12 protein-coding genes are annotated in these 13,704 nt (G+C 44.1%); all 12 read right to left on the bottom strand.

The window, feature by feature from the left end; translation table 11 throughout:
- Positions 1-163: 163 nt before the first annotated feature.
- The 12 genes from moaA to ACFQV5_RS13695 all read right to left on the bottom strand — a co-directional run bounded on the left by moaA (position 164) and on the right by ACFQV5_RS13695 (position 13,617).
- The gene (moaA, locus tag ACFQV5_RS13750) at positions 164-1,174 is read right to left on the bottom strand and encodes a GTP 3',8-cyclase MoaA (protein WP_379247709.1); all 1,011 of its coding nucleotides are present in this window, start codon (positions 1,172-1,174) and stop codon (positions 164-166) included.
- Positions 1,171-1,647 (bottom strand): molybdenum cofactor biosynthesis protein MoaE, encoded by a 477-nt coding sequence (locus ACFQV5_RS13745; RefSeq protein ID WP_379247707.1) that lies wholly within the window; start codon positions 1,645-1,647, stop codon positions 1,171-1,173. Before ACFQV5_RS13745 ends, moaA begins: the two co-directional genes overlap by 4 nt.
- 14 nt (positions 1,648-1,661) lie before the next feature.
- Positions 1,662-1,892, bottom strand: a complete 231-nt coding sequence (locus ACFQV5_RS13740; RefSeq protein ID WP_379247705.1) for a MoaD/ThiS family protein — start codon at positions 1,890-1,892, stop codon at positions 1,662-1,664.
- 24 nt (positions 1,893-1,916) lie between these two features.
- Entirely contained in the window at positions 1,917-2,948 is a 1,032-nt protein-coding gene (locus tag ACFQV5_RS13735; RefSeq protein ID WP_379247703.1) for a ThiF family adenylyltransferase, read from the bottom strand.
- Positions 2,949-2,950: 2 nt separating this feature from the next.
- Positions 2,951-3,562, bottom strand: a complete 612-nt coding sequence (mobA, locus tag ACFQV5_RS13730) for a molybdenum cofactor guanylyltransferase (RefSeq protein WP_379247701.1) — start codon at positions 3,560-3,562, stop codon at positions 2,951-2,953.
- Positions 3,563-3,582: 20 nt separating this feature from the next.
- Complete coding sequence (gene narI / locus ACFQV5_RS13725) at positions 3,583-4,263, bottom strand: respiratory nitrate reductase subunit gamma (protein WP_379247698.1); 681 nt, start codon at positions 4,261-4,263, stop codon at positions 3,583-3,585.
- Entirely contained in the window at positions 4,260-4,922 is a 663-nt protein-coding gene (gene narJ, locus ACFQV5_RS13720; RefSeq protein ID WP_379247696.1) for a nitrate reductase molybdenum cofactor assembly chaperone, read from the bottom strand. Before narJ ends, narI begins: the two co-directional genes overlap by 4 nt.
- Positions 4,923-4,955: 33 nt before the next feature.
- Positions 4,956-6,425: a nitrate reductase subunit beta gene (narH, locus tag ACFQV5_RS13715; RefSeq protein WP_379247694.1), complete on the bottom strand. Its 1,470-nt coding sequence runs from the start codon at positions 6,423-6,425 to the stop codon at positions 4,956-4,958.
- Complete coding sequence (locus tag ACFQV5_RS13710) at positions 6,415-10,095, bottom strand: nitrate reductase subunit alpha (protein WP_379247692.1); 3,681 nt, start codon at positions 10,093-10,095, stop codon at positions 6,415-6,417. Before ACFQV5_RS13710 ends, narH begins: the two co-directional genes overlap by 11 nt.
- A gap of 127 nt (positions 10,096-10,222) precedes the next feature.
- Positions 10,223-10,765, bottom strand: coding sequence for a molybdopterin-guanine dinucleotide biosynthesis protein B (mobB, locus tag ACFQV5_RS13705; RefSeq protein ID WP_379247690.1), 543 nt, complete (start codon positions 10,763-10,765; stop codon positions 10,223-10,225).
- Positions 10,766-10,789: 24 nt separating this feature from the next.
- Complete coding sequence (locus ACFQV5_RS13700; RefSeq protein WP_379247688.1) at positions 10,790-12,064, bottom strand: molybdopterin molybdotransferase MoeA; 1,275 nt, start codon at positions 12,062-12,064, stop codon at positions 10,790-10,792.
- A 17-nt stretch (positions 12,065-12,081) separates the two neighbouring features.
- Positions 12,082-13,617 carry a nitrate/nitrite transporter gene (locus ACFQV5_RS13695; protein ID WP_379247686.1) on the bottom strand — a complete coding sequence of 512 codons (1,536 nt, stop codon included), beginning with the start codon at positions 13,615-13,617 and terminating at the stop codon, positions 12,082-12,084.
- Positions 13,618-13,704 lie beyond the last annotated feature (87 nt).

Below are 13,704 nucleotides of genomic sequence, written 5' to 3'. Positions count from 1 at the left end.
AGCAAAAAAACCGACCAAAGTCGGCGTATTAAAACAAGCAACTAAAATACTCCTATATTTCTCGAATGCTGAAATAATAGATCAACTCGCGCCCCTTGAGCTTGTGAACAAAAGTACAAATATTATTGCATGTTTTTCTTGTGAAACATCGTCGCGTCCCCTTCTAACCGCCAATTTGTGACATCCTACGATTTGTAGGCGTATATGTTGTCTTCGATCCGGCTAGCAGAAATTTAGACATTTCATGATTTTCTGGTTTGGTACCGAGCGCATCAAGAAACATCTGACGGAGTGCATCATCATCACCAAGCACATCACGCACCTGAAACTGTTCTGTCCATGCCAGACATGGTTTAATAAATCCATCTGCTGTAAGCCGGAGACGATTACAGGATTTACAGAAATGTTCACTAACGGGATGAATCAATCCAAAGCTGCCTATAGCACCTTTTAGACGATAATTCTCAGACGGCCCACTTCCTTTTACATTACTACTCGGCTCATAATCCCAATTCTGCCGCTCGCATATCTCTTTAACCTCTGTAAGTGGCAGGTAGAGATTCTTCCACCTAGAATCACTATGACCAATTGGCATATATTCAATGAAACGAACATTAATATCATTATCTTGTGTCATGGTGATAAAATCAATGATTTCATCATCATTAATCCCTTTCATCAGTACAACATTTAGTTTAATCGGGGTTAATCCAGCCTTCACACAAGCATCAATGCTATCCAGCACTTTCTTGACATTGCCCCCGCGTGTAATCATTTTGAATCGATCAGGACGTAGAGAATCCAGACTGATATTCACTCGTGTCAACCCGGCTTCCTTTAAACGAGCTGCTCGAGATGCAAGGAAAACGCCATTGGTAGTTAATGAAATGTCTTCAATTCCAGGAATGCTAGAGATCATTCCCACCAGTTTCTCCAGCTCTTTCCGAACGAGTGGTTCGCCACCTGTAAGACGTATCTTGCTTATTCCCATTCCTGCAGCGACCCTTACCACATCCGCTATTTCCTCGTAGGTAAGAACTTTGTCTGTTGGCTCAAACTCCATTCCTTCCTCTGGCATACAGTAAACACAGCGTAAATTACAGCGATCAGTCACTGATATTCTTAGATACTCATGCTGACGACCAAACGAATCCACTAGGCGAGGAATTGTCATTGATCATCATTTCCTTCCAATAAGGGGCGACCTTCCGGATAGCTGACTTGATTTAGCTGATCACCTATCCATGCCGAACCGTCTTCTCCGAATTCTTTCTTCCAGATCGGTACGATTTGTTTAATACGCTCAATCACATATTCATTTGCTTCATAAGCCGATTTGCGGTGTGGAGAAGAGACTGCAATGACAACCGCGATATCAGAGATTTCTAGACGACCCACACGATGCGTAATGGCTACCATGGTATCAGACCAGCGTTCTCGAACTTCCTCACCAATACGCTCCAATTGCTTTACTGCCATTGAAGGATAAGACTCATATTCAAGAAACAAGGTTTTTTTACCGTGAGTGAACTCCCTGACTGTTCCTAAAAATAGAGTAATTGCCCCTGCTTCTCTGCGCTTCACTTTCTCGGTTACTTCTTCAGGTTGAATAGGTTGATCAGTAATAACAAATAATGGATTATTCATGGCTCTCTTCCTCCTTATCCACCGCTAACTGGCGGAAGCATGGCAACCGTGTCGTTAGATTTAATCACATATAACTCATCTACGAATTGTTCATTTACTGCGATCATGACATCATCAAGAATTAAATGAGGGTAACGCTTCTTCATTTCCAAACGAAAATCTGCCACTGTGATAGAATCAAAATCCAGCTCCATAGCAGAAGTCCCAAGCTGTTCACTTAAATGAGCAAAACATAATAGTTTCATATTATTCACCTTTTCTAACATTAATCACGATATATAGTGCTGGTATAGTTTCTTAGCCGTCACTGGATCAGAAGTGCCATGAACCAATGCACGTCCATCTTGAAAAATCACGAGTCTGTTATTGGGCTCCTCAATTTGAATAAGGTAAGAATTCATTTTTACCGTTGTACCCTTCTCTCTTGCGTGCCGTGCGATTTCTTCCAAGTGCAGCGGAGCCTGCCTTGGATAACGAAGCCAAACTGAAGTCCGTCCACATAGTACCTCTGTTTTTATCTGTGCATCATGTTTCAGATAAGGATAGGTAGGCTGATTTCCACAGGTTGGACATGCACTGCTTCTAAGCTCGTTGTTAACCTGAATGGATTGAAACATATTCGACCAAAGATCAAATACGATGTATCGATTAGACATACTACTCTGATTTCCCGACAGAAACTTAAGCGCCTCAGCCGATTGCATAGACACTACCATCTGTACAGTTGGAGCAATAATCCCCTCACGATCACATGAAGCAGAACTAACAGGCAATCGTTTTAGTAAACAATGAAGACAAGGTGTCTGACCAGGAATCATGTTATACACCGCACCAAAGCTTCCTGAGCAGGCTCCGTAGATCCAAGGAATACCATAGCGGAAGGATATATCATTGATGATATATCGGATGGAAAAATGATCTGTAGCATCGATAATCAAATCAACTTTGTTGTTCTCCAATATGTTTTGAAGGTCTAGAGCGGTACAATCTAGTACAAGTGGATTCACACGAATACCAGAATTGATCTCTTTCAAGCGATTCGCCGCTGCAATTGCTTTAGGAAGCTGCTCATTTACATCCTCCTCTGAATACAGAGATTGACGCTGAAGATTGCTCCATTCCACGACATCCCGATCAACAATTGTAATGGTTCCAACTCCGGAGCGAGCAAGGATTTCCGCATTTCCCGAACCTAGTGCACCCGCGCCAATAATGAGTACATGTGCCTCAGAGAGAAGCTGCTGACCTTGTGAACCAATCGGCTTAAAAATTTCCTGCCTGCTATAACGATCATCATTCAACGCTATATCCTCCTTCCATGGTCGCTTAAGAGTGCTTCATATTGCTCTCTAGTGTCTACATCTACTGAAAACTCAGTACCTATACCCGCTTCTCTCCACTCTTTCTCGTCCATTCCAAGCCATGAGATCTGATCTAGTAGACCGGATAACCGGTACTGACCGGCCTCAAGTCTTCCTGAAATGATAGGTAACATCCGCTGAGCACGATATACACCGTGCAACATCTGATGCATTCCCCCTATGATAGGGATCACCGCATCATAATGGCTTGATATGAGCCTTGATAACATCCATTGTGCAGCAGGAGCAGACAAGTTAGGGTAATCACAACCAACGACCCAAGCATATTCCGTATTAATGTTAGAAAAAGCGGCATGAAATCCGCTAATCGGACCATGCCCCGTATAAATATCCGGTATACATATTACATCGTTCTCTATGAAATGATCATAAGAAGAAGGATCGTTCGCAACAATAATAAGCTGCTCGCAAACCTTCCTCATTTCTTTCATTTGACGTTCAAAGAAGAATTCATCATCATATTTCAAAAAAGCTTTATTGTGACCTTGCATACGGGAATTGCGGCCTCCCGCGAGAATAACTCCTGTCAACATGGAAACCGCCTCCCTTCATATTAACGACGTCTGCGATATACAACGTAGCTTCGTCCCAGGTACTTAATCGGCATACTGAGCATATGAACAAGTCTCGTAAAAGGAAATACCGCAAACAATGCTAAGCCCAGAACAACATGAATCTTGAAAATAACAGGCACTGTACTCATTAAGGTGTAATCCGGTCTGAAAATAAGCACACCTCTTAGCCATGGACCAATCGTCTCACGGTAATCGAATTCGCCACTGCCTCCCATATTGAATAAAGTAGCCAGCATACCAACCACAACAATTAATGTAAGGAGAATAATGGAGAGCATATCACCAAAGCTGCTCGTTCTACGAATACGAACATCAGTAAGACGGCGAATGACTAGGATAATACAGCCAATCAGGGTCATTAGCCCTGCAACGGTTCCAAGCGATAGGGCCATTAAGTGGTATAGGTGATCTGATACACCTAACGCCAAAAGCCAGGATTTCGGGATCAATATACCACCAACATGTCCAAAAAAGACGAATATGATACCGATATGGAACAGGTTGCTTCCTAGTCGAAGCTTCTTCTTCTCAAGCATCTCGCTTGATTTCGCTGTCCAACCGAATTGATCTGTCTGATAGCGATAGTAAAGACCTACTATAAACAGAATAAGTATAATATAAGGATAGATTACCCAGAGAAATTGGCTTCCCCAAGTCATGAGGCTCCCCCCTTAAATTGACCATATCCGGCAGCCGCCCACATCGGGCCGCAGCCCTGCGGGGCAGATGCACTGTCACAGGCAGCCGGAGCTGTTATCTCAATGAGTCCTTCTGTGATATTGGATTGATCCAGAATCCATAATATGGCGTCCATTACATGTCGATATGGACTTTGCTGCTCATCCAGTGCCGATTTAATACTCTCGAGCGCTTTACGGAAAGAGACTAGCAGCGCGATCCCTCGATTCTCTTGCGAAACCGCAACATATTCGAGTACGAGCGGCAAATAATCTGGCAACTCATCCGTATCAAGTATCATGTCTTCTTCTTCGTACAACTGTTTCAACCGAAGTAACGCAGGTCCACGTTCCCGATCTTCACCCAGCTGCCCATAAGTTAAGTACAAATTTGATTTTTTGCCAAAATCAAAAGTCTTAACATAGGCTGCTGTAATCGACTCTGCATCCATTCCGGCAAACGCAGCAATACATTCACCAGCTAATTTCTGAAGGGTATTCGCAACTTCTTCTTCCTCATCTTGAATCAAATGACACCAATCAACATACATCTCATCTGATGCATCCTGCCATGTTTCATCAGGATACTGTAGCAACTGCGAGAAGAGCATCCAGCTTGAGCGCAGCGTTATGTCTTTCATTTCATTCACTCCTTTTTTACAGGAAGCTTTGTGTTAACCTCCACAAGGTCCAGGTCCGCCCATCATATTCGTAAAGCCACAAGCGCCTTGCTCGGAATAGAGATCTGAGAACTCCTCCCGGTGTGCGGAAGGGATAACAAATCGATCATCATATTTCGCAATCGCAAGTAAACGATACATTTCCTCAATATCTTTCTCGGTCATATCAAATTGTTTCAGCATTTCAAGGTCTGGCTCCTGATTCAGGTTGCGTGAACGCATATGTGAACGCATAATAGCCATCTTTTTCAGCACATTTGTAATTACTTCTGTATCTCCAGCCGTTAGCAAGTTAGCAAGATATTCTACAGGGATGCGCATATCATCGATCGCTGGGAAAATATCTTCTGGTGTAGCTGCTGCACCTTTTCCTTCAACCATGTTCGTGATTGGACTAAGAGGTGGTACGTACCATACCATTGGTAGTGTCCGATATTCTGGATGAAGCGGAAGTGCAATCTTCCAGTCAACTACCATTTTGTATATTGGTGAACGCTGAGCATACTCAATCCAATCTTCTGGAATGTTTGCAGCACGCGCTGCAGCGATGACTTCCGGATCGTTAGGATCAAGGAACACATCAAGCTGGGATTCATAAAGTTTACGCTCGTCAGTAACTGAAGCAGCCGCTTCAACACGATCTGCATCATAGAACATAACTCCAAGGTAACGGATACGTCCTACACAGGTTTCGGAGCAGATTGTTGGTAGACCTTGCTCAAGCCGTGGGAAGCATAGCGTACATTTTTCCGCTTTATTGGTCTGCCAGTTGAAGTAAACCTTCTTATATGGACAGCTTGATACACAGAATCTCCAAGAACGGCAAGCATTCTGGTCAACCAGGACGATTCCGTCCTCTTCCCGCTTATACATCGCTCCAGATGGACAGCTTGAAACGCATGCCGGGTTGATGCAGTGCTCACAAATACGAGGCAAATACATCATAAATACTTGTTCAAATTCCATTCGAACGGATTCTTCAATGCCCTTCATATTAGGGTCCTGGTAGCCTGATTCATGCACGCCTGCAAGATCATCTTCCCAGTTCGGTCCCCACTCCAGATTCATATGTTCACCAGTGATCTTCGACTTTGGTCTAGCTACAGGCTGGTGTTTACGTTCAGGGCTTTGTTGAAGCTTCTCGTAATCGTAATCCCAAGGCTCATAGTAATCATCAATTGTCGGTTGATCTGGGTTATGGAATATATTCTTCAGACGGTTAGCCCGGCTGCCCGAACGAAGTTCGAGCTTGCCGTTCTTAAGTTCCCAGCCGCCTTTATATTTGTCTTGATTCTCCCATTGTTTTGGATATCCAATCCCTGGCTTTGTCTCCACATTGTTAAACCACATATACTCGGCACCTTTACGGTTCGTCCATGTGTTCTTACATGTAACAGAGCAGGTATGACATCCAATACATTTATCCAAGTTCATGACCATTCCGATTTGTGCTTTAATCTTCAAGCCAGTTCACCTCCTCAAGTTTACGGATCACGACATACAGATCCCGTTGATTTCCTGTTGGTCCGTAGTAGTTAAATCCATAGCTCAATTGTGCGTATCCGCCAATCATATGCGTAGGTTTTACATGAATTCGAGTTGGACTGTTATGCGTTCCTCCGCGAGTTGTTGTTACATCCGTTGCAGGAACGTTGATCGTACGGTCTTGCGCATGGTGCATGTACGCCATTCCTCGAGGCATACGGTGTGTAACTACCGCACGAGCAACAACCGCACCATTTTGGTTGAAGCATTCAATCCAGTCGTTATCTTTAAGATCTGCATCTGCCGCATCGTCTTTATTGATCCATACGGTTGGTCCGCCACGGAATAGCGTCAACATTGGAAGCGAGTCGAAGTACATACTGTGAATGGACCATTTGTTATGTGGCGTCATGTAATTTAGAACAATCTCTTTGCCTTTTGCCGCTGGACGGTTCTTATTCGTATGGAATGGCGCATGCTTCATTGTTGGTTTGTAAATCGCCATATTCTCACCGAACTCAGTCAACATTTCGTGATCTAGGAAGTAATGTTGACGACCCGTTAAAGTACGATAAGGAATGAGTCGTTCTACATTTGTCGTAAATGGTGAATAACGACGTCCATGCTGTTCGGAACCGCTGAAAGCAGGTGAAGTAATTACGGTCTTCGGCTTCGATGTTATATCATCAAATGTAAAGCGTTCATCCGAACGATCCTCTGCTAGATCTTTCAGTTTCATGGCCGTTTTTTGTTCTAGGGACTCCCATGCTTTCACGGCCATTTTTCCGTTACTTGTGGTCGATAGTGACAGAATTGCTTCCGCTACTTCACGGTCAGTTACGAGCTTCGGACATCCTTGGCTAATACCTGGCTCATCCACTACACCATTCACTTTTTTCATCAGTTCATACTCGTCTGCTGCGGACCAGTTGATTCCTTTAATGCCATATGGCTTATCTTTGATGTTCGGTCCAAGAGCCGTCATCTTCTTGTAAACCGAAGCATAATCACGATCTACAAGCACAAATTTAGGCATCGTCTTGCCTGGGATGGCGTCTACTTCACCTTTACTCCAATCCAGGATCTTACCGAATGGCTGTGCAAGTTCATCAGGTGTATCATGCTGAAGCGGTACAGCTACTACATCACGCTGCGGTCCTGTAAACTGTGTCTCCGCCATTTTAGAGAACGTCTTCGCAATGGTCTTAAACGTCTCCCAATCTGATTTCGATTCCCATAGTGGAGCCACTGCTGGATTGAATGGATGAATGAATGGATGCATATCTGTTGAGGACAGATCACTCTTCTCATACCAAGTTGCCGCTGGAAGCACGATATCGGAATAAACCGCTGTTCCGGACATCCGGAAGTCAATATTAACCATCAGATCAAGCTTTCCTTCAGATGCCTTTTCATGCCATTTGATTTCCTGCGGACGAATCGTCTCAGAATCATCATTCAACAGACCGTTATGAGCTCCAAGCAAGTATTTCAAGAAATACTCATGTCCTTTACCGGAACTTGAGATCAGGTTAGCGCGCCATACGAACATCACTTTCGGATGGTTCGAGGTAGCATCTGGATCTTCAATAGCAAATTGCAATTTACGATTCTTAAGCTGATCCGCTATATATTTAGCAACATCCTCTTGGGACACATGACCTTGTGCGGCCGCATCTTTAACTACATCAAGCGTATTCTCGTTAAACTGAGGATAAGAAGGCAACCATCCTAAACGGGCAGCCATTACGTTGTAATCACCATAGTGAGCATAACGCGCTTTATCTACCAGTGCAGAAGTATGTCCATCGACTGGATTGGATTCGAATCTCCACTGATTTGTCGCAAAATAGAAGAAAGAAGTACCATTTTGCTGACGAGGAGGCATCGTCCAATCCCGTGCAAATGCTATATTCGCCCAGCCTTCTGCAGGACGAAGCTTCTCTTGTCCCACATAGTGCGCCCAGCCGCCGCCATTAACACCTTGGCAGCCTGTCATGAGCACCAAATTCAGTACACTGCGATAAATGGTATCGGAGTTATACCAGTGGTTAATACCTGCACCAACGATAATCATGGAGCGACCTTTACTGTCAACCGCATTCTGAGCAAACTCACGAGCGATTTGAATAACGGATTCACGGTCAACACCAGTAATCTGTTCTTGCCATGCTGGTGAGTACACCGTGTTTGCATCGTCATAGTCGCTTCCGCTCACTGGATCTACACCATATTGTGCAAGCATCAGATCAAATACGCTGGTTACCCGGTAAGTCTTGTTGTCAGCACCTGTAACCGTACGATAAGGAATTTCACGTGATACGACTGTTTTTTGTTGATCGTCGAAGTAAGGCAAGTGGATCGTAAGGTTTCCTTCTGCTGTCGCACCGAGTCCAAGCTGTGGTGAAATTTCCTCTCCAGTAAGGGTGTCAACCATTTCGAGATTCCATTTCCCTTCTTCTCCCCACCGTGAACCAATGGTTCCGTTCGGGATTCGAAGCTCACCTGTCTTTTCATCGATAAGTACAGTTTTCCACTCTGCATTATTAGTCTCAATGCCCAAGTCCTTGGCAGTAATGAAGCGTTCTGCTACAAAGCCGTTCTCGTTCTCCTCAAGCATGATGAGGAATGGGAAATCCGTATATTTTTTAGAATATTCATTGAAGTAAGGTGTACTTTGCTTCACATAGAATTCATTTAAAATAACATGACCCATTGCCATCGCAAGAGCGCCATCCGTACCTTGCTTCGCCGGAAGCCATTTATCAGCGAATCGAACAAATTCCGCATAATCCGGACTGATCGAAACAACTTTCGTACCACGGTAACGTGCCTCAGTCATAAAGTGAGCATCGGGCGTTCTTGTCATCGGTAGGTTTGAGCCCCAAACGAGCAAGTAGCTGGAGTTATACCAGTCACTACTTTCCGGAACGTCCGTCTGATCTCCCCAAATTTGCGGAGATGCTGGCGGCAAGTCTGCATACCAGTCATAGAAGCTAAGCAGTGGAGATCCTACAAGGGATAGAAAACGGGAACCTGCTGCATAGCTGACCATGGACATCGCAGGAATTGGCGAGAATCCAACGACACGGTCCGGACCGTCTTTCTTGATCGTAGAAATCATCGATGCAGAGATAATTTCGGATACTTCATCCCATGAAGCACGAACCATTCCGCCTTTACCACGTGCAGATTTATAAATCAGTTTCTTCTTGTCATCTTGAACAATGGAGTTCCAGGCTTGAACCGGATCACTGTGCTCACGTTTTGCTTCACGCCACAGCTCAAGCAATTTACCACGTATGTATGGATACTTCACACGCAGCGGACTGTACAGATACCACGAAAAGCTGGCACCACGCGGACAACCTCGAGGTTCAAACTCCGGCATATCCGGTCCAGTTGTAGGATAATCTGTCTGTTGAGTTTCCCAAGTAACAATTCCATCTTTTACAAAAATCTTCCAACTACATGATCCTGTGCAGTTTACACCATGTGTTGAACGTACTACTTTGTCATGTGACCAACGATTGCGATATATTTCTTCCGAGGAACGGTCAGCAAGGGAAACCTCGCTCCATCCTTCTGAGTTCTTTTCGCGCTTACGGAAAAATTTCAACTTTTGTAATAGAGGATTGGTCTTATTCATCTTCCCAGCTCCTTGCGCCTTATGATACTTCTATTGTATACGTAAGGTCAGGGTGAATAAGAGGGGGGAACTCCCTCATTATGAGGTAGGGATTCCCCGGTATTTATAATAAAAGACGCTAATCATGCTATAGGAGGGATAATGCGAGGGACATAGACTGCTTAAGAACACTGGTTTCATGATGAATATGAACAATAGGAATATCCGTGTAACCATATGAGTTTAGCTGTGCTCTGTATGCTTCTTCACATAGAGAAGACTGCCAACTGATGAACAGCTTAATATTAGAAGTCTGCTTATGCAGACTCTCCAGATCATCGTGATCACGAAGCAGTGCTATTTTGGGGAAAGGGGCTGTTTTGAAGCCTTCTGCGATGACGAGGTCAACTCTTCCTTGCATTCCGGCTGCGATCTCTTCTAATGATATTTCTGATGGACGCATAATGCGGGTAGCACTTCCCGAAGTGAGTACCGTCTCAATGGCGCCACTCCCAAGATGCTTGGAGCTGTCAGTACCTTCATCATCCAACTCAAAATTGTGAGCATCATGCTTAGCTGAGCCAACACGAACTCCTTCAGCGGTTAATGCAGCAATTAATTGACATGATAGAGTCGTTTTGCCGCTGTTCTTATAACCTACAATCTGTAACACGGGTGTATTAGCTTGCATAATGGTTGGTTCATCCCCTTTCCATTAGGAATGGATTTCTTTCATAGGAATCACTTCGATCTGCGTCCCAGCGGTGTATCCTTCGGGTGAACCCGGAAGAACGATTAGACAATTCGCGTCTCGAATAGATACAGTCGCACTAGAGCGATCATTCTGCGCCGGCGTTGCCACTAGCTTGCCATCCTGTTCTCTTAAAGTCCCCCGAACAAAACGGGTACTACGATCCGATTTCTTATAATCTTCAGTAAGTGTTGCAGATATGCGAGGTTCTGGTCCCAGCGGCCCTCCCATCATTGCTCTTAATGCAGGACGGAGAAACAATCTGCTACCGACATAACAAGCAGACGGATTTCCCGAGAGTGCAAAAATCGGTTTATCATGCCAGACTCCAAATGTAGTTGGCGTTCCCGGACGCATCAGAACTTTGTTAAACTTTAGTTCTCCGTCCCATTCTTGCGTTAAATCATACAGAATATCATGATCGCCAACAGACACGCCACCTGTAGTGACGATAACATCATACTCGCTGATCGCTTTTAAGATCATTTGTTTAGCGAGATCTACGTCATCTGGTATATGGTCCAGTATAAAAGGAATTCCACCATATTCTATCACTGCGCCTGCGAGCATGTATGCATTGCTATTACGAATTCGGCCTGGCTGTAGTGGTTCATCGATACGTAGAAGCTCGGCACCTGTTGCGATGATCGCAACACGTGGCTGCTTATAAACACACACGGAGACTGCCCCAAACATCGCGAGTAACCCCATCTCTCCAGCGCCAATTGTCGCTCCTGCCTTCAGAACCGTTTCATCTTGTTTAAGCTCTTCACCGATCGGGGATACATTCTCACCTACACGGACGCTCCCTTTCACCTTGCATAATATCTCGGCGTCAGAACCTATCTCTTCTTCTGTCATTTCATATTTAATCACAGCATCTGCACCATCTGGCACAGCGCCACCTGTCATAATACGCATACATTGCTTTGGTCCTAGTTTCTTGTCCGACACCTTACCCGCAGGAATATTATCAACGATGCTCAAGGTCACCGGATGATTTACAGATGCTCCATGTGTATCTGCAGCCCGTACCGCAAATCCGTCCATTCCTGAACGGCGAAAATGCGGAATTGGCTGTGAAGCTTTAAGCTCCACAGCCAATGTTCTACCGATACTTTGCATGAGCGGTACTTGTTCTGTTGACATCATACGAATATTTTTAAGGACAAGATCCAGTGCCTTTTCTACGCTAATGGCTTTCCGTAAAAAGGTATCCATTGATTTTCTACCGTTCATGCTAGTGCCTCCATATTTTATTTGGTACTAAGGCCAAATTTTAACGAAGTACTTTGAATCTCCGCTGGGTCAATTTCACTAAATACACCTACGTAATAATTAATCTCTCCAGCCTCATTCTGAATTCCGTTAATCGTTAAGTACTGTAAGAACATCTCACCGTTCTTTTTCTTATTGCAAATATTACCTGACCAGGATTTCTTCTCTTTGAGTTGCTTCCATAAAGATTCGTAGAAAGCTTTATCATGTTTACCTGATTTCAAGAAGCCTGGCTTCTGACCAACAGATTCCTCAACCGTGTAACCGGTAATTTCCGTAAAAGCAGGGTTAATCGTCTGGATAATGCCTTTGGCATTCGTAACGAGTACCGCTTGCGAAGTTGTATGCACGATTCTCTCAGCAAGCTTCATTCGCTCTTGCCAGTACATATACAGCACCAGAAGAATACTGCACAAAGATACCATCGCTAGAGCCATAAAACCAATTGCATAATGACCTGTCATGCTATAGAGCATGGAGAGCATAAGAGGTGGGAAGAACCCGCCCAAACCACCTAGAGCAGAAATCAGTCCATTTGCAATACCGGATTGTTTGGAAAAGTATAGTGGTACCAACTTGAAAATTGTACCGTTACCCATACCTGCAGTCAATCCGATCAACAGACACCCTACTGTAAAGAGTGTGATCGCCGGGGAAAACGCAAGAATAATACCGCCGATTGTCAAGCCTGCAAATACAAACAACAAGATTTTAAATGGATTGAACTTATCACCAAGCCATCCCCCTACTGGACGCATAAAGGTTGCCAAGGCAATAAATCCAGCAGCACGCAATCCAGCATCCACTTTGTCGATTCCAAAAGTGTTAACGAGGTGGTTCGGTAAGAACACCGTGAAGGCTACAAATGCACCAAATGTAATGAAGTAGAAGAAGCACAACAACCATAGCTTCTCATTTTTGTAAACACCTTTAATTTGCTCGGTTAAGGAAGCGTTCAATTTAGCTTCTTTACGATCACCGAAAATAAAGTTCGCAAGAACAAAAACCGCGAGCAAGATTAAGTAAAATTGCACTGTTGCACGCCATCCAAATTGTGTCGCAAGCACCGGTGCAAAAAATGTACTAAGTGCAGAACCCAAATTACCGAGTCCGTAAATACCATTAACTAATCCATGCTTCTCTTTAGGATAGTACTTTGGTAGTGATGTAACACCTACGGAGAACGTTGCCCCCGAAATCCCGAGAAACAAACCTCCAATAATTAAATCGAAGAAACTGTCAGCTATGCTTATGTAGAATACAGGAATTAACAGGATAAGAAAACTGAACAAAAACATATTGCGAGCACCGAACTTATTCGTCCAAAATCCAAATGGTATTCGCAAAATTGAGCCCAGAACTACAGGTACCGCCGTAACGAGCGAGAGCTGTCCGGGTGTCAGCGGGATCCCGTCTTTAATAAATACAATTAATGATGATAAAATCCCCCATACCGCAAAACCCAGTATCAAGCTTGTAGTCTGTAAGGGAAGTATCGCCTTATTTGCTTTCATGGTCTTTCCTCCTCATGAGATCAACAACTATGAGTTCATTATCCTCTCATATAGGTAAGAAAAGAATTGGGGAATTCCCTCAATTAT

The organism is Paenibacillus sp. GCM10028914 (assembly GCF_042666275.1).
GTDB lineage: Bacteria > Bacillota > Bacilli > Paenibacillales > Paenibacillaceae > Paenibacillus_AQ.
The sequence above is the reverse complement of the archived record's forward strand: the minus strand, read 5'-3'. Positions and strand labels throughout refer to the sequence as shown.